At 29.8% G+C, this 16,999-nt stretch carries 16 protein-coding genes; 8 read left to right on the forward strand and 8 right to left on the reverse strand.

Annotated features, from left to right (window positions below):
* Positions 1-99: 99 nt before the first annotated feature.
* Complete coding sequence (locus H0I23_RS15450; protein ID WP_216784184.1) at positions 100-1,074, forward strand: polyprenyl synthetase family protein; 975 nt, start codon at positions 100-102, stop codon at positions 1,072-1,074.
* On the opposite strand, the gene H0I23_RS15455 is transcribed toward H0I23_RS15450, so the two are convergent.
* From H0I23_RS15455 to H0I23_RS15465, 3 genes are all read right to left on the reverse strand, one after another.
* The gene (locus H0I23_RS15455; RefSeq protein ID WP_216784185.1) at positions 1,071-2,213 is read right to left on the reverse strand and encodes a lycopene cyclase family protein; all 1,143 of its coding nucleotides are present in this window, start codon (positions 2,211-2,213) and stop codon (positions 1,071-1,073) included. The genes H0I23_RS15450 and H0I23_RS15455 overlap by 4 nt on opposite strands.
* On the reverse strand, positions 2,213-3,208 hold the full coding sequence (locus H0I23_RS15460) for a hypothetical protein (protein WP_216784186.1): 996 nt from the start codon (positions 3,206-3,208) through the stop codon (positions 2,213-2,215). The genes H0I23_RS15455 and H0I23_RS15460 overlap by 1 nt, the downstream gene beginning before the upstream one ends.
* Before the next feature lie 69 nt (positions 3,209-3,277).
* Positions 3,278-5,563, reverse strand: coding sequence for a TonB-dependent receptor (locus H0I23_RS15465; RefSeq protein WP_216784187.1), 2,286 nt, complete (start codon positions 5,561-5,563; stop codon positions 3,278-3,280).
* A gap of 94 nt (positions 5,564-5,657) precedes the next feature.
* On the opposite strand from H0I23_RS15465, the gene H0I23_RS15470 reads away from it, so the two are divergent.
* The 6 genes from H0I23_RS15470 (at position 5,658) to H0I23_RS15495 (ending at position 9,877) form a co-directional block, all read left to right on the forward strand.
* Entirely contained in the window at positions 5,658-6,314 is a 657-nt protein-coding gene (locus H0I23_RS15470) for a metal-dependent transcriptional regulator (RefSeq protein WP_216784188.1), read from the forward strand.
* Positions 6,315-6,326: 12 nt separating this feature from the next.
* Positions 6,327-7,148 carry a ZIP family metal transporter gene (locus H0I23_RS15475; protein WP_216784189.1) on the forward strand — a complete coding sequence of 274 codons (822 nt, stop codon included), beginning with the start codon at positions 6,327-6,329 and terminating at the stop codon, positions 7,146-7,148.
* Between the two features lie 66 nt (positions 7,149-7,214).
* Positions 7,215-8,222 carry an endo alpha-1,4 polygalactosaminidase gene (locus tag H0I23_RS15480; protein ID WP_216784190.1) on the forward strand — a complete coding sequence of 336 codons (1,008 nt, stop codon included), beginning with the start codon at positions 7,215-7,217 and terminating at the stop codon, positions 8,220-8,222.
* A 49-nt stretch (positions 8,223-8,271) separates the two neighbouring features.
* Positions 8,272-8,685 (forward strand): DUF2141 domain-containing protein, encoded by a 414-nt coding sequence (locus H0I23_RS15485; RefSeq protein WP_216784191.1) that lies wholly within the window; start codon positions 8,272-8,274, stop codon positions 8,683-8,685.
* A 231-nt stretch (positions 8,686-8,916) separates the two neighbouring features.
* Positions 8,917-9,432 carry a hypothetical protein gene (locus H0I23_RS15490; protein ID WP_216784192.1) on the forward strand — a complete coding sequence of 172 codons (516 nt, stop codon included), beginning with the start codon at positions 8,917-8,919 and terminating at the stop codon, positions 9,430-9,432.
* 58 nt (positions 9,433-9,490) lie between these two features.
* Positions 9,491-9,877 carry a DUF423 domain-containing protein gene (locus H0I23_RS15495; protein WP_216784193.1) on the forward strand — a complete coding sequence of 129 codons (387 nt, stop codon included), beginning with the start codon at positions 9,491-9,493 and terminating at the stop codon, positions 9,875-9,877.
* Position 9,878: 1 nt separating this feature from the next.
* Here H0I23_RS15495 and H0I23_RS15500 read toward each other — a convergent pair whose 3' ends face one another.
* The 4 genes from H0I23_RS15500 to H0I23_RS15515 all read right to left on the reverse strand — a co-directional run bounded on the left by H0I23_RS15500 (position 9,879) and on the right by H0I23_RS15515 (position 14,241).
* Positions 9,879-11,408: a carboxypeptidase-like regulatory domain-containing protein gene (locus tag H0I23_RS15500; protein ID WP_216784194.1), complete on the reverse strand. Its 1,530-nt coding sequence runs from the start codon at positions 11,406-11,408 to the stop codon at positions 9,879-9,881.
* A 202-nt stretch (positions 11,409-11,610) separates the two neighbouring features.
* Positions 11,611-11,754 carry a hypothetical protein gene (locus tag H0I23_RS15505; protein ID WP_216784195.1) on the reverse strand — a complete coding sequence of 48 codons (144 nt, stop codon included), beginning with the start codon at positions 11,752-11,754 and terminating at the stop codon, positions 11,611-11,613.
* Between the two features lie 7 nt (positions 11,755-11,761).
* Positions 11,762-13,999, reverse strand: coding sequence for a ferrous iron transport protein B (feoB, locus tag H0I23_RS15510; protein WP_216784196.1), 2,238 nt, complete (start codon positions 13,997-13,999; stop codon positions 11,762-11,764).
* Positions 13,996-14,241: a FeoA family protein gene (locus H0I23_RS15515; RefSeq protein WP_216784197.1), complete on the reverse strand. Its 246-nt coding sequence runs from the start codon at positions 14,239-14,241 to the stop codon at positions 13,996-13,998. Before H0I23_RS15515 ends, feoB begins: the two co-directional genes overlap by 4 nt.
* 282 nt (positions 14,242-14,523) lie before the next feature.
* Here H0I23_RS15515 and H0I23_RS15520 point away from each other — a divergent pair, with 282 nt between their 5' ends.
* Positions 14,524-16,167 carry a hypothetical protein gene (locus H0I23_RS15520; protein WP_216784198.1) on the forward strand — a complete coding sequence of 548 codons (1,644 nt, stop codon included), beginning with the start codon at positions 14,524-14,526 and terminating at the stop codon, positions 16,165-16,167.
* A gap of 51 nt (positions 16,168-16,218) precedes the next feature.
* On the opposite strand, the gene H0I23_RS15525 is transcribed toward H0I23_RS15520, so the two are convergent.
* On the reverse strand, positions 16,219-16,893 hold the full coding sequence (locus H0I23_RS15525) for an SCO family protein (RefSeq protein ID WP_216784199.1): 675 nt from the start codon (positions 16,891-16,893) through the stop codon (positions 16,219-16,221).
* Positions 16,894-16,999: the final 106 nt, after the last annotated feature.

Consider the following 16,999-nt stretch of genomic DNA (forward strand, 5'->3'; position numbering starts at 1 on the left):
AAATTAATAGTAGCGTGTATTTCGCCGATAATAAACGGTGAAAATCATGTTTTACAATTTATTCCTTTGTTTAATGTATTTTTGAAAAAAAATGCCTGAATGCAATCTATTGGAGTTTACAGAAAAGAATTTATAGCCTATTTAGAAGATAAATCAAAAATTAAAGAGCCTATTAACCTTTATCAGCCAATTACCTATATATTGGGCTTAGGAGGAAAAAGATTAAGACCAGTTTTGACGTTAATGACAGCTGAAATTTTCGGAACAGATTATAAAAAAGCATTGGATGCAGCTTTAGCTGTTGAGGTTTTTCATAACTTTTCTTTAGTACATGACGATATTATGGATGATGCACCTTTAAGAAGGGGTAAAGCTACAGTTCATGAAAAATGGGATATAAACACAGGAATACTCTCTGGTGATGCAATGCTAATAAATGCATACCAGCTTTTTGAAAACTATGAAGGCGAAGTTTTTAGAAGTTTAGCAAAATTGTTTAGTAAAACAGCTATAGAGGTTTGCGAAGGGCAGCAATACGATGTAGATTTTGAAACTCGTGATGATGTTACTATACCTGAGTATTTGAAAATGATTGAATATAAAACAGCAGTTTTGGTAGGTGCGGCTATGAAAATGGGGGCAATAGTTGCTAATGTTTCTGAAGAAAGCCAAAATGATATTTATGAGTTTGGTAGAAATTTAGGTATTGCTTTTCAATTACAAGATGATTATTTAGATGCTTTTGGAGATCCAGAAACTTTTGGAAAACAAGTTGGAGGTGATATTATAGAGAATAAAAAAACTTTTTTATTCCTTAAATCATTACAATACGCAAATGAGAATGAGGTTAAAGAATTAGAGCATTTATTTTCTATTCAACCAGAAGATTTTACAGAAAAAATAAAAACAGCGAAAAGTATTTTTATTGAAAGTGGTGCTGCTCAAAGAACGAAAGAAGAAATTGAATTATATACCAATAAAGCTTTTGAAGTGCTAAAAAAGCTGCCAATCTCGGAAGAAAAGAAAATGTTACTTCAAAAATTTGGAGAAGGTTTAATGCAAAGAGAAGTTTAAAAAATTCTTTTAAATAAAGCTCTGATAAAGGGAAGAGGTGATAGGCTACTTATAAACTTAATATCTTCCCAAAGGTTTGTTTCTTCATCTAAAAATTTAAAAATTAATTGTGGTTTTCTGTTTTTGAATAAGGCCTCAAAAATAGATCGGCCTAATTCATTTTTTTCATATAATATGTCTAAAAGCAATAGATCATAAAACCAAAATTTATCTTTTTTGCTAAATGTATTTAATGGTTTATTTTGCTTTAAATGGCTAATAAGCTGGGCTACTTTAGTACTTGTTTTTTTAAAAGTATAACCGGTACTTGCTTTTGTCCATCCACCAGCAGTACCAATATATAACATATTGAGTGTATTCTTTTTTCCAAAATTATAACTTGTCATCGGAATACTACCTCGTTCGGTTTCTGTAATTTGATAGTCTTTAACGCCTAATTTTTCAGATAAGTAATTTTTTATAGCTTCTTCATATTCTTGTTGCTCCAACAATTTTTCTGAAAATAGAGTGTATTCAACTAAAGCCTCTGTTTTAGAAAATGGTAACATATACATAAATCTAGTATTCCCTTTTTGCGGAATAGAAAAATCCATAAAAGTAGCCCTTTGATCATCAAAAACAGGCTGTTCTATTTTTACAAACCACCCAATAAAATGTTGTTGTAAAACAGGATATCTTTTTTGTTGTAAAGGTTCTTTGTAATCATAAATGCTATTAAAAACATTGCCAGTTTTATAGCTGTTCTTAGTTGTATGTATTATAACTTCAGAAGTTGAATTATCTATTTTATCAACTTCATCATTAATAAAAGTAACATTAGGGTATGTTGCTATTTGTGCTAGGTAATGATTATAAAAATCAAGGCCTTTAATCATTTTATAAATATACGGAGCAATAGGGTAATCTTTCGAAATTTGTTTTCCAGAAAAATGTATTTGATTCCATTTTTTACTGACAACAGAATCGAAACTATTAATGTCTTTATCCCAAAAACACCAAGTACGATCATTATTTTGTTTTGTGTTTTTATCAAGCAATAAAATGGTTTTGTTTTTAAAAAACTCATCTTTACCTAAAGCATCTGCAAGCAATAAACCTGAAGCTCCTGCACCAACAATTATGTAGTCATAACTATTCATTATTCAATTAAATAAGGTGTTTTTTGACTTGTGATTATTGGTGTTCGAATAGATTTGGTGACTTTTTCTATTTTTTCGACTACGGCAATAATTTCTATAGCAATATGTATCCCATATAAATTATCAGGGTTGCGTATGCCTAAATAACTTTTAGTGTTATCAGCTACTTTTACAATACCTGATTTAAAGTTTTCGCGTGATCCATCTAAGCTAGATTTAAATTCTTCTTTTTCTTTAAAAAATTCTGCATTTTCAGTGTCATTTATTACATAAATATCGCAAATATTTGCTCCTGGTGGCGGACTTAAATTGCTTACTGCTCCTTGCATGTCTTCATCTTCTTTTATAAACTTAGTAAGTTGTGAAGCTAAGTTAAATGTAGATAGCGTATTATTTATGTCTTTTTCTTCTCTAGAGGCGCTAAATGCATAATACCATTCTTTAGTATTTGAGGGTAAATTTAAAGGAACAATAATTCTGTTTTTACCACCTTTTAATAAAGCATTTGAAGTGCTATTTAAATAATATTTTTCATTCTGAATAGTTTCTGTTTCTAAATATTTATGATCAACTAATTGTTCTTCTTCAGGTCCATATGTAGTATCATTTTTCACCTCGTAACCTATTTGCGGCTTCTTTTTTCTCGTAGAATTTACTACATATTTAATGGCATAGTCAAAGGGTTTAGAATTCTCATTTTTTAAAACTAATTTATAAACACCTTTATTGTTAATGGTAAATGAATGTTCGAAAGTTTTTACTTCCTCATTTTTAAGTAATAATTTACTTGGGTATTCGTAAAATAAAATGGTGTTTTTTTTTGCCTTTTTAGTTTTATATGGAGTAATTGTTAGTTGTATTGTGTCATTTTGAAAAGCAGGAATCAACACTTCTTTTTCTTCGTTGGGGGTAAGCGTTATTATTTCTGAATTTACGGTTTGGGCTTGTATTTTAAATACAACTAAAAAGATAAATAGGTAAATTGTAGGTTTCATTATCATCTATTTTTTTCAAATATACCAATTTATACTATCGGTAATAAATAATATGAAACCTACATGTTATTAGTCTATTCTATATCGCAAACCAGCGAAAGCTCTAATGCCTTGGTTAGGTGCGTAAATATACTCTGGGTCAAAAGTTAATCCATAAGGGTTATCAGGAGTAACAGCAGCATTACCATTTGCATCAAAAGTTACATTTTCATCAAAAGGGTCATCTGCACGAGCAATTAAAAAAGGATTTCCTTTATTAGGTGTCCAGTTTAAAAGGTTTTTTACACCACCATAAAATTCAAATTTTTCGAGTCCTTTATAAGTAAATTGTATGTTTTGAATACTCCAAGTTGGTGAATACTCACTCCTTGGATCTAAATCACTTAAAAGAGGTAATCGCATTGGGCCGTAAATATTTCCAGTATAATCTATGCTTAAGTCAATACTACTAATGTTATAAGAAATATTCCAAGTTGCAGAAAAGTTTTCGGTTAATATTTGAGTTTTTTTAATTCCCTCGTCGGTATTTGTAACATCTTGTAAAGTAGCACCTAATAACACTTTTAATCCATTATTAAAAACCACATCAATATTACTACTAATACCCTGCGAAATTGCACTACCATTTAAGTTATCATAAATAATTAAATTTGGATTTGTGTCATAGTCAGGAATTATTGCATTACTAAAGTTGGTGTAAAATGCTGAAAAATCTAAGTTCACATAAGTTCCGTTATCAGAATAGATCTTTTTAAGATAATTTAGGTTTACGTTAAATGACTGCTCTGGGTCAAGTTCTTCTTCAATAAAAACATCTCTAGCACCAGTTAGTGCGGCGTGTTCTTCTGTAAATAAATTTACAACTCTAAAACCAGTACCTGCATTTAACCTTAAAATATCATTGTCATTTATTTTCCAACGATATGCCATTCTTGGTGTATAAATTGAACCATGACGATTGTCGTAATCATAGCGCATCCCTAATAATAAAGAGTGTTTTTCTGAAAATGAAATTTCATCTTGAACAAAAAGACTAGGTATTATTACTTTATCAGGGTTGTTAGTACCATCATCTTCAGCTGTAGCGGTTGTGTTATCATCATAATAATTGTAACGTAATGCCGAGCCTATTAGAATATCATGATTGTTTTTAGTAAGATCCCAAGTTAATTGAGAGAAGCCAATACGTTGTTTCGCTAAATATTCAGTATCTCCGTAAACAGAATTTTGATCATGATCAGTATACGAAAATGAGAACATCATTTTTTCCTTTACTGGTAATTGATATTTACCCAATACCTCATACCTGGCAGTGTAAATACTTTCACCGTATATTTCATTTCCACCACGAAATTCAGGAGTCCATTGTAATTCTCCACCCCAACGATCTTCATAAAAAAAACGTCCAGCTAAAGATAATATTCTATTTTCATTACGTTGAAAATTCCATTTTTGAAAAACAGATATACGATTTTGTAAAGTTAAATCGGTAAAATTATCTCCATTATTATCAATTATATTATCAAAATTAAAGTAGTTCACGCCTAATAAAAGGTCTGTTTTTTTTCCAATATTTATTTTCCCCCCTGCATCAAGGTTATATTCACCCCAACTTGTAGCAAAACCATCAATAGAAAATTTTGGTGCCTGTAATGTGTTTTTAGTAATAATGTTAATTAAGCCACCAACAGCTTCGCTACCATATAAACTTGAAGCAGGACCTTTGATAATTTCAATTTGCTCAATTAATGAATTTGGTATTCCTGATAAACCATAAACAGTACTTAAACCACTAACAATTGGCATACCATCAATTAAAACCAAAGTGTAAGGGCCTTCAAGTCCGTTAATATGAATATCACCTGTATTACAAACACTACAATTTATTTGCGGGCGTACACCGTTTACATTTTGTAAAGCTTCAAAAATGTTTGAGGTTGGGTTTTGTTTTAAAAAAGTTGGACTATAAACTTCAACAGGAACAGGACTTTCTGATCTACTAACAGCCTTTAATGTACCTGTAACCACCATTTCCTCTAGCGATTCAGAGGTCTCGATTAAATTTATTTTAATAAAATTACCATTATCATTTGCTTTTTTTACAGTTACATATGCTGTTTTATACCCTATTGCAGATATTATTAATTTGTATGAGCCATCGACATTATTACTAAGTTCAAATTCTCCATTTTCATCACTTGAGGTGCCTATTGTAGTCCCTTCTATCACAATGTTAGCGAATGAAACGGGGATTTTGTTATTAGAAACAATTCCTCTTATAATATTGTTTTGTGCATTTAATATTCCAGTTGTGATTAGTAATAGACTGAATAATAGTGTTTTTGATTGTTTCATAAAATTATTTTAAATCAGGGTAAAATTATTTTTAGACAAAACTAAAAATTTGTTTTTACATATAAAAATGTATTTTTGTAAAAAATATTTTTTGATGACGCATTCTGAAGAAGATTATCTAAAAGCAATTTACCATTTAGGGGAGGGTAATAATGAAACCGTTTCTACAAATGCTATTGCTGAGCAGATGGATACGAAACCTTCGTCGGTGACTGATATGGTAAAAAAACTTTCAGAAAAAGGATTTGTAGCCTATAAAAAATACCAAGGGGTTAGCCTAACGGGTATTGGTATAGAAAAAGCGCTGTCTGTAGTTAGAAAGCATAGGCTTTGGGAAGTTTTTTTAGTAGATAAATTAGATTTTGCTTGGGATGAGGTTCATGAAATTGCAGAACAATTGGAACATATAAAAAGCGAAAAACTAATTGATAGTTTAGATAAGCATTTGGGTTTTCCGAAGTTTGATCCTCATGGAGATCCGATACCTTCAAAAGCAGGAGTTTTAACTTTAAGAACAAAACGTCTGTTAAATGAATTAGAACTTGATAAATCAGGTATTTGTGTAGGAGTAAAAGATTCATCTCGACTATTTTTGAAATTTTTAGACAAGCATGAAATCGCTTTGGGTGACACTATTACAGTAGTTGATAAGGAAGATTTTGATGGTTCATTACAAATCAAAATCAACGATAAAACAATTTTGATATCACACCAAATTGCTTCAAATTTATATGTTAAGTGTGAAAACTAATTAAGTAAAATTATGGAACAAATAGTATCTTATTTTGAATCAATCGACCCTGTATTGGCAGCATTTTATGCGACTGTTTTTACTTGGGCACTTACGGCTTTAGGGGCTGCATTAGTTTTTTTATTTAAAACAATGAATAGAGCTCTTTTAGATGGTATGCTTGGTTTTACAGGTGGAGTTATGGTTGCGGCAAGTTTTTGGAGCTTACTAGCACCTAGTATAGAAATGAGTTCAGGTGAAGGTTTTGAAAAAGTTGTGCCAGCTGCAGTAGGTTTTTTACTAGGTGCGCTTTTTTTATTTGGCTTAGATAAGGTTTTGCCACACTTGCATATTAATTTTAAAGAAAGTGAAAAAGAAGGAATTAAGACACCTTGGCATAAAACAACACTTTTAACCTTAGCAATTACACTTCATAACATTCCTGAAGGTCTAGCGGTAGGTGTTCTTTTTGGTGGCGTAGCAGCTGGTTTTGATGGTGCAACTATTGGTGGTGCTGTCGCATTAGCATTAGGGATAGGGCTTCAAAATTTTCCAGAGGGGTTTGCAGTAGCAATGCCTTTACGTAGACAGGGCTTAAGTAGAACAAAAAGTTTTATGTATGGGCAAGCATCTGCTCTGGTTGAACCTATAGCAGCAGTAATTGGTGCTTGGGCTGTAATATCTTTTCAACCTATTTTACCTTATGCATTATCTTTTGCAGCTGGTGCAATGATTTTTGTAGTTGTTGAAGAAGTGATTCCAGAAACACAACAGGATAACCATACGGATATCGCAGTAATGGGCTTTATTGGTGGTTTTATAATAATGATGTCTTTAGATGTTGGTTTAGGGTAGTATTATTTACAAGGTTTATATATAAACAGTTATATTTGATTGACTTTCAATTAAAACAATTAACATATGAGTATTTATAAGTCTTTACTTGCGTTTGCTTTAATTGTTTTGGCGGTTTGTACAAGCGGTTTTGTGTTAAATAAAACTGAAAACAATAGCGTTCAAGAATTGATAGATTATCGTGGCGAAATGCGAAGTCTAGTAATCAAAATTAGTAAATATGCTAAAAGGAAGAACTCTAGTTTTGTAGTAGTCCCTCAGAATGGAATTGAATTAGTGACCGAAAATGGTGAGGTAAATGGCCCACTAAGCCTAGATTATTTAAAAGCTATTGATGGCAATGGGCAAGAAGATTTATTTTTTGGCTATGATGGAGATAACAAGTCTACACCTCGGAGTATTAAAAGAAATATAGTCGATTTTTTAAAGGTTTCTCAAAACACAGGAAATACCATTTTAGTTACAGATTACTGTTCTTCACCTCAAAAAATAGAAGTATCTAAAAACATTAATAACAAGTCAGGTTTTGTGTCTTATGCAGCAATAAAAAGAGATTTAAATATTATCCCTTTTTCTAGTAGTCCAGTTCATAATCAAAACTCAAATTCAGTTAAAAAATTAAAAGAAGTTAAGAATTTTTTGTACTTAATTAATTTCGAAAAATACACCTCTAAAAAAGCATTGATTAATACTATAGCGAGTACTAATTATGATATGGTTTTAATTGATTTGTTTTTTAATGATAAGGAGCCTTTTACAAAACAAGAAATTAAATTATTGAAGACTAAAGCAAACGGAGGTAAACGATTGGTTGTGTGCTACATGTCAATTGGTGAGGCCGAAGATTATCGATTTTATTGGAATGAAAACTGGCTTAAGGAAAAACCAAGCTGGTTAGATAAAGAAAATAAAAAATGGAAGGGCAATTATAAAGTAAAATATTGGGATCAAGACTGGCAGAAAATTCTAATGGGTTCAAAAACTTCTTATTTAGATTTAATTATAGGAGCTGAGTTTGATGGGGTTTATTTAGATATTATTGATGGGTTTGAATATTTTGAAGACTTAAAATAAAATTTTATCCATAATATAAAAGTTTTACTAATAATTAAGTTGATTTAATATGTTGCGTAACTTTTTCTTTATTATTGTTTTATTGCCAATAACGCTATTTTCTCAGTATAAGATTACTGTTAAAGTTGAGAATATTAAAGAGGCTAAAGGTGATGTTTGTGTTGCTTTATATAACGATTCTAAAACATTTTTAAAATTAGAAAATGTTTATAAATCAGAAAAAACTAAAGCACTTTTAAAAGAGACAACTTTGTTTTTTGATAATATACCAGAAGGAGAATATGCTATTGCAATTTTTCATGATGAAAATAGTAATGAAGAGTTAGATACTAACTTTTTTGGCATACCTAAAGAAGATGTCGCTTTTTCATACGGAAAACTTAAAACCTTTGGCCCACCAAGTTATAAAGAGTGTGCTTTTAAAGTTAATGCAGATAAGGAAGTGTTAATCTCTATTAATTAGCAATCACTTTATTTTGTTACCTTTTTAAAAGATCATCATTTATCTATTTTTTTTAGTATTAGTGACTCCTTTCTAATAGTCAAGGTAAGGTGATATGTTATAATCTGTTAAAATTCAATAGATTATAAATAAATTAAAATTTCTATCGTTATAGTTGTATGAAAACATTTTTTGTAGACTGACCATCTGCTATGTTTTCTCCAGTCCAAGTCCTAATCTTAAAATGCATTTATGTGGAAAATATTTTTAGTTTACTTCGTAATATTTTCGATCTCCATTCTTTCTTTATCAGCTCAAAAAAGTGTAGATGTTGATGGTAGATTACAACCTTTATTAACCGATTTTTTTGCAAAATGTGATGCCTACGGAATACCATATAATGATAAACTTTTTAAGTTAAAAAAAATTGACATTGTAGATACTTTGCCTTTGAGTGAAAATGGATCAGTTTTAGGTAAAGTAGAACGTAATATTGATGGTGAAATTGAAAGTATCATAATTAATTGGGTCGTTTTATTAGATGAAGAAATTTTGAAAGTTGTTGCTTTTCATGAATTTGCCCATCATTTTTTAGAGTATAAACATACCTGTCAAGATTGTAATGAAATAATGGCAGTGCAAAATAAGAGCTATTTTGCTGTTGCTCGTGATTGGGATAATCAAGTTGAACATTTATTTACAACATCACCAGCTTACCTAGAAACAATTAAATCTTCAACTATAGTATCAATTGATTATATTAATTAAAACTCTACTTCGTTTATTTTAAAACTATAAGTACCTTTAAATTATAAAATATTAATTTATGATTCTTTTGACGCAAGTTATAGGGGCTCTCTATGCAATGTTAGCTGTAATTTTTGGAGCTTTTGGAGCGCATGCTTTAAAAAAGACTTTTACTGAAGACCAATTAAAAAGCTTTGAAACAGGAGTGAAATACCAAATGTATCATGCAATAATTTTAATTGTAGTTGGGTATAATTTTAGCTTCACTAAAACTATAGAGACTTACATTGTATATTGTTTTATAATCGGTATTTTTTTATTTTCATTTAGTATTTATGGCTTATGTATTAGTGCTTCAAAAAATAAAAAAATAAAATTACTAGGTCCTATAACTCCAATTGGCGGCCTTTTTTTAGTAATTGGCTGGGGCTTGTTACTGTATTCTTATATCCAGAATATTATATAAATTATTCGGTTTCTTTAGAGGTAAACTCACGTATGGCTGCATTTGGTTCTATAATAGTATATCCTTCCCAAAATTCAGGATTGTAATTAGGCATATACACAGGTGAAATTTTATTATTTTCATTGAAAGAGTCAAATTCAGCACTATTTGTATTTGTGGTGTTGAAAACCACAATTTCAAACTTATCAGTATTAGTTAAACCTAAGTCCATTTTAAGAGAAAGTTCATTTTGTTTATTCCTCCCTTTTACTACTTTGTTTTTTTCAATAATTTTTAAAGGTCTATTTACACCAACACTCGATCCTTCTTCTTTTTCAAGATATCTTAAATTGTAAGAGTTGTTTTCTCCTTTATAAAAAATAATTTTTCCTTTAGATAGGTATTGATTCATTGAGATACCCAATAAGTTAAAAGTCTTTATAGATTTTGTGTTTTCATAATCAGCTCTTACAACCGCAAAATCATCTGCATTTATATATAATTTACCTTGGTAATCAGCAGAGCCTTTAGAATTGAAATTTATAACATACACAGGTTCATAGTTTAAGTATGAGAACTCTTCTAATGTGTAATTATATTTACGAGCTTTTGTAATAAAATTTAAATCAGTTTTATTATTAAAAAATAAATTTTCTAAAGTCTTAGATACTTTATTTTTTATATGCTCAGCAAAGTATTTTTGTCGATTTTCTTTTCTCTTTTTTTCGTCTTCTATTTTTTTGTTTAAAGCAACAACATCTGTTGAATCTACAGATGTTCCAAAAATATCTTCAGTTTCAATTTTGCTCCCAAAAATTCCAGATTTAACTTTAAAATATGAAGTTGTTTTTACATTTTCTTTTATAATTTTATTGAATTTATCTTCTAATTTATTTAAATCCATATCACTGTTTTTGTCATATAGTTCAGAAGCTTTAATTAAATTAATCTTTTGACTTTTATCATTTTGGTTTTCATAAAAATCAAAAAGTGCTTCAGTATAATGCTCGTCCGATTTAGGAATAATTTTTATTACACTATCTAAAAATGTAGTATTAAAAGCTGTAATAGTAGATTCAAAATCTGAATACTTAGCTTTATTTAAATTTTGATAATTACGCTCTCTGTAAAACACTCTTTTTTTTGTAATATCAGTAGTGTAATTTTTTTCTAAATTTTCGTTAACCAAATCTATAATTTCGTCTGCTGTGTATTGTTTATTAGAAACAATTACGTTTGATAATGAAATTGCTTTGGGTGTCAAATAAATAATACTATCCTTAAATTCAATAAAAGTTTTCATTAAGGTTTCATAACCCATTGATGATATTGAAATGGAGTCTGTGGGTTTTATTGTATTATCTGAAGTAATTTTGAAATAGCCTTCTTCGTTTGTTATTAGGCCTTTATCTATGGACCATTGTATTGTGGTAAATGGAACTGGTTTTTGAGATATAGAATCTAAAATTGTACCACTTATTGCTTGTGCATTGCACGTTAAAAAAGCAAAATTTAAAAGAAAAAATAACGAGAAGGTAATTTTCTTAATCATACTATATTGGTTAGTTTACAACAAAAAAAGACATTGAATGTAAATTTCACATTGCTTTTTTGTTTTTGTTATGATCTATTTATCAATACTTTAACTATTACTAAGTTTTAAGTAAAGTTCTAGCTTTGATAGTTTTTTAATATAGACGTAAGAAAAAAAGAAAGGGTTGCCTTTGGAAGACAAAAAATAATTTTAATTAAAATTAATGACAGCCGCAATCGGTACTACCACATGCTTTTTGGTTTTGCTTTTTAATGGCAGAAAGTTTTTTTGGCAAAAAATATTTCTTCACAACATAGCCTATGGCTACTGCTAAAGTTAAATACATTAATATGTTTTGAATCATATCTTTTTTATTTTAATATTTGATATGCTATAAAAGAAACAATATAAGCAAATGCACTCATAAAAACTAACTGAGCCACAGGCCATTTCCAAGTATTTGTTTCTCTTTTAACAACAGCTAATGTACTAGCACATTGCATTGCAAACGCATAGAATAATAATAATGAAACACCAGATGCTAAATTAAATAGTGGCTTTTGAGTTTTAGGATTTATTTCAGCAGCCATTCTATTTGTTATAGTTTCTTCTTGATCATTTCCTACACTGTAAATAGTAGCAAGAGTACCGACAAAAACTTCACGAGCAGCAAACGATGTTAATACGGCAATACCAATTTTCCAGTCGTAACCTAATGGCTCTACAATAGGGGTTATAGCTTTACCAAGATAGCCCATGTATGAGTTTTCTAATTTAAAACTGGCAATTTCTTGACTTTTAGCATTTGAAAAAAGCTCTTTTTTTCTAAAATTTAAAGAGTCGTTTATTGCTAATTGATTTATAGTGTAAACCTTTTTAGAAACACTGTCATTTAAAGCTTTAGAATACGTAGCTATTTCACTTTTTATATTCGCTTTATTGTAATCAGATAACCCTTTTGATTCAATTCTGTTCTCGACAATAGTATCTGCATTCTTAAATTCTTCTGAAATTCCATTAGAGCCTAAAAACCATAAAATTATAGATATTGCTAAAATTATTTTACCAGCACCAAATACAAAACTTTTTGTTTTTTCAATTACAGTGTAAACTACATTTTTTAGTAATGGTAGTTTGTAATTTGGTAATTCAATAACAAAGAAAGATTTGTTTTTAATTTTTAAAATCTTATTCAATATCATCGCCGAGAAAATAGCTGTGAAAAAGCCAAGCAGATATAGTAACATTAATGTTAATGCTTGAAAGCTAAGACCATAAAAATTACCTTTAGGTATAACTAGGGTAATTATAATTAAATATACAGGTAGCCTGGCAGAACATGTTGTGAATGGTGTAACTAAAATAGTTATTAAGCGCTCTTTCCAGTTTTCGATAGTTCTTGTTGCCATAATAGCCGGTATAGCACATGCAGTACCCGAAATTAGAGGAACAACACTTTTACCACTCAAACCAAATGGGCGCATTATTCTATCCATTAGTACAACTACACGGCTCATATACCCTGTTTCTTCTAAAAGAGCTATAAATAGAAATAAGAAAGCAATTTGAGGTATGAAAATTACAATACCACCAATACCAGCCAATATACCTTCTGCTATTAAGTTTGTAAATACACCAGGGGGTAAGGTGTTTTTTACCCATTCCGCAGCAATAGCAAATGAGGTTTCAATAAAATCCATAGGGTAAGAGCTCCAAACATAAATAGCTTGAAAAATCGTTAATAGAATTAAAAAGAAAATTACATAGCCAAATACTTTGTGCATCAGTATTTTGTCTAGTGTAGCACGTAATCCTTTAGCGGCATTTAAATCAATTTTATGTCCTTGCTTTAAAATACCATTTATATACTGGTATCTTAAAATCGTTTCCTTTTGTTGTAACCTTTTTAATTCTGATTTTGATTTTGTGTCAAAAGATTTTGTCTTATTTAAAAGATTTTTTTCAATTGGCATAAAGTTTACATCTTGTGTAATAACTAGCCAGAGTTTGTATAAATCTTCTTTAGGAAAAGCTGTTTTTAAGCGGTCAAAATAATCGGGAGAAATAACCGTCGTATCAATATTTGCAGAAATAGATAAGCTTTTATAATCAGCAATTAATTCACGTAGTTTTTCTATTCCAATATTTTTTCGAGTACTAACTAATGCAATTTTAGTATCTAATTTTTCTTCAAGTAAGGGAATGTCTAGTGTAATACCTTTTCTCGACATTCTATCTGCCATATTAATGACTAGAATAGTAGGTATTTTAAGATCTTTTATTTGTGTGAATAATAAAAGATTTCGTTTTAAATTCTCTACATCAGTTACAACAACAGCAACATCAGGGTAATCTTTATCGTTTTTATTTAAGAGTAATTCTACAGCAACACTTTCGTCTAAAGATGTTGTATTTAAGCTATATGTACCTGGTAAATCTATGATGTGAGCCTTAACACCTCGTGGTAACTTGCAAACACCTTCTTTTTTCTCAACAGTTATACCAGGGTAATTACCTACCTTTTGATTTAATCCAGTAAGCCGATTAAAAACAGATGTTTTACCGGTATTAGGGTTTCCAATAAGTGCTACATTAATTTGCTTGCTCATAATACAGCTGAATCTTCAATTATTTCTAATTCTATCAATTTAGCCATTGAAAGACGAATTGCTATATGAGACCCATTTACATTAATATAAATTGGGTCTTTTAAAGGTGCTATTAAAACTAGCTCAATTTCATTACCAGGCAAGCAACCCAGCTCTAAAAGCTTTATAGGTAAAATATTATCAGCAAATTCTTTGATGATGCCTTTTTCTCCTCGTTTTAATTCTGCTACTGTTTTCGTCAATTTTTATTTAGATTGATTTTAATTAAGGGCAAAAATAAGGGAAATTAAAGAGAAAAAGAAATGCTTATTTGTTAATTTTAGCTAAGTATGTGTTGCTCCGAAAAAATAGATTTGCACAATATTTTTTCTCTTTACTTGTTAATTATAGTGTCTATTTACTATATACTACAAGGACTTGTTATATAGGAATGTTTAAATCTTTCATTTTCTTAATATCAATTCTTTATAAATACCAACCAAAAAACAGAAACTAATTAGCAAACTTACTTAAATACTATTTTTATGAAAAAACCTTTATTAGCCATATGTGTATTACTTGCTTATAATATTCATGCTCAATCCGTTAAAAGTACGCGTGTAGATATTACGGTACCAAGTTATGCTTTAATACCAGCACCTGAAGGGTATATTACCTATATGGGAGCTGTTGGAAATACAGAAGGCTCTGTCTTGCCATTTACAGAGGCGGAATTTCAAAATGCACTTAAATTGCAGAGCTTTACTTTGAGTGAAGGAGAAAATAGTAGTCCAGATTTATTTTTTGTTGTGAACGGAGTAGATGTAGGTGATTTAAATATTACATATAAACGAAGTAAAGCAAATGAAAGGTATGATATAGAAATTTTGCCTAAAGCTAGTACATCTATAAATGTATTGACTATGGCAAAAGGTGAGGCGACACATATTTCTCGATTAAGTGTATTGCCAAAATCTGATGGAAAAGGTGGTTTGGTTCCCGAAATTATTAGCTTTTCATTTGACGAGTCTGAAAAGTATTTAATTATTGAAGATGAGGACTCAGTAAAAGCTTCTCCTTATTTAGTAGAACAATATTTAAAACGAGTTTTAGGTGATAATTTTTTAAGAAAAGATTTAGTATCAAATATTTATAATAAGTATGATAATAGGGCAGATATAACAAGTGAAAAACTATATTATCTAAAAGATAAAAAAAACCCAGCTTTACAAGAGTCTACAGAAGGTAATCTTAAAGCTTTAGAAGAACTGTCAAAAGGGTTTACAACTATTGATAAATTAAGAAATGGAAAAGAAGAATTAAATTCTTTTTCTGATTTTTGGAAGACTCAGTTAGCCAACTATGATCTATCATCAAAAGATGGAGGTAAAATTGGATGGGGTATTTTAATGAACCTAGTTCAAGTTTCTATAATGCAAGAAGATTATGCTGCTGCTCAAGGTTTTATGAATCAAGCAATAGACTTAAAAGAAAAGAAATGGATTACCAATTCTGCTAAGTCGCAGTTGGATAAACTTTTTAAAAGCTACGAACTTAACTATGATGCAGCATCAGGAGATAAAATTTACGGACCAGAATTTGAAATAGATGGTATGTTAGCTTCTATTGCTAAAAAAAGCGAAGTAAAAGGTAATAATATCACTAAAGAGACCGGTTATATTTTAAAAGATGATGGTGAAAAAATTGAAGGTAAAATTTCTATGAGATTTTCTCCAGAAGAGAGTGACGGTGGTAATATTGCTGATTTAAGTGGTGATACAACGGCAAAAAGAGTTACTGTTTATTATGTAAATGAAAAAGGTAAAAATAAAAGTACGAGTCTAAAATGTAAAGAGGTGAGTGAGGTTTTTATAGGTGATAGAGTTTTTCAATCAGTTAACCCTAAAAAAAACTTTTTAGAACAAGAAGCTCTAAGCTTAGGAATGTTAAATAATACTATTTTTATGGAACGAGTTTATAGTTCTGATAAAATTAAATTATTTAAAGATTTAACTGCAGTATCTCAATATTACTTTGAAATTCCAGGTGTTAAAAAGGCAGAACGAGCAAGTGCTGAATTTTTTGCATCTTGTGATGTTCTAGCTAAAAGAATAGAGTCGGAAGAATTTACAGAAACAGAAGAAGATCAGATTAAAATAGCAAAAGCATATACTGACTCATGTAACTAAGTTTTAGAAAATATTTTTGAAAGCCTCCTTATATTAAATATAAAGGGGGCTTTATTTTTTATCAGATTCTTTTAAAATTTTTAAATCTGCTAAAAGTTTCTGAATTTCTTCAGGGTTAGTGCCATCGTACGTACCCCTTATTCTACGATTTTTATCAACAAGCATAAAGTTTTCAGTGTGTATCATATCAAAAGGCCCACCATCTCCATCAGTTTTTACAGCCATGTATGATTTTCTAGCAAGCTCATAAATTTGCTTTTTATCACCAGTAACTAAATTCCATTTAGCATCATTAACACCTTTTTCTAGAGCATACTTCTTTAATTGTGCTACGGAGTCTATTATAGGTGTAACAGAATGAGATAAAAGCATAACATCATCATCATTAAGTATTGCTTTTTGTATCGTAGCCATATTATCTGTCATAATAGGGCAAATAGTAGGGCATGTCGTAAAAAAGAAATCGGCTACATAAATTTTGTTTTCGTATGTCTTATTTGTTATCGTTTCTCCATTTTGGTTGGTTAATGAAAAATCGGCAATTGTGTGGTATTTTTTCACATGTTGTAAAGAGATATCGACCAACTCAGGGTTAAAATCTGCAGGTTGATAAATAGGTAGTAATTTCTGAGGCTGTAAAGCTTCATAAAAAAGATACATGATTACTGCTGAGATACCCAACATAACCAAGCCGAATAGCTTATATTTTGCAAAAAAAGAACGCATACTTTTTTTTACAAAGGTACTAATGCTCGTTAAACAAGTCAAAGATTTTAAACTGTTAGCTGCTAAATCTTTCTTAAAAAAAAAGCGTGGTAATTACTTTACTTTT

It is taken from the genome of Cellulophaga sp. HaHaR_3_176 (assembly GCF_019021925.1).
Classification (GTDB): Bacteria; Bacteroidota; Bacteroidia; order Flavobacteriales; family Flavobacteriaceae; genus Cellulophaga.

Coding starts and splice junctions, on each gene's coding strand:
- H0I23_RS15450 (WP_216784184.1), top strand. CDS start 100: ATGCAATCTATTGGAGTTTACAGAAAAGAATTTATAGCCTATTTAGAA.
- H0I23_RS15455 (WP_216784185.1), bottom strand. CDS start 2,213: ATGAATAGTTATGACTACATAATTGTTGGTGCAGGAGCTTCAGGTTTA.
- H0I23_RS15460 (WP_216784186.1), bottom strand. CDS start 3,208: ATGAAACCTACAATTTACCTATTTATCTTTTTAGTTGTATTTAAAATA.
- H0I23_RS15465 (WP_216784187.1), bottom strand. CDS start 5,563: ATGAAACAATCAAAAACACTATTATTCAGTCTATTACTAATCACAACT.
- H0I23_RS15470 (WP_216784188.1), top strand. CDS start 5,658: ATGACGCATTCTGAAGAAGATTATCTAAAAGCAATTTACCATTTAGGG.
- H0I23_RS15475 (WP_216784189.1), top strand. CDS start 6,327: ATGGAACAAATAGTATCTTATTTTGAATCAATCGACCCTGTATTGGCA.
- H0I23_RS15480 (WP_216784190.1), top strand. CDS start 7,215: ATGAGTATTTATAAGTCTTTACTTGCGTTTGCTTTAATTGTTTTGGCG.
- H0I23_RS15485 (WP_216784191.1), top strand. CDS start 8,272: ATGTTGCGTAACTTTTTCTTTATTATTGTTTTATTGCCAATAACGCTA.
- H0I23_RS15490 (WP_216784192.1), top strand. CDS start 8,917: ATGTGGAAAATATTTTTAGTTTACTTCGTAATATTTTCGATCTCCATT.
- H0I23_RS15495 (WP_216784193.1), top strand. CDS start 9,491: ATGATTCTTTTGACGCAAGTTATAGGGGCTCTCTATGCAATGTTAGCT.
- H0I23_RS15500 (WP_216784194.1), bottom strand. CDS start 11,408: ATGATTAAGAAAATTACCTTCTCGTTATTTTTTCTTTTAAATTTTGCT.
- H0I23_RS15505 (WP_216784195.1), bottom strand. CDS start 11,754: ATGATTCAAAACATATTAATGTATTTAACTTTAGCAGTAGCCATAGGC.
- feoB (WP_216784196.1), bottom strand. CDS start 13,999: ATGAGCAAGCAAATTAATGTAGCACTTATTGGAAACCCTAATACCGGT.
- H0I23_RS15520 (WP_216784198.1), top strand. CDS start 14,524: ATGAAAAAACCTTTATTAGCCATATGTGTATTACTTGCTTATAATATT.
- H0I23_RS15525 (WP_216784199.1), bottom strand. CDS start 16,893: ATGCGTTCTTTTTTTGCAAAATATAAGCTATTCGGCTTGGTTATGTTG.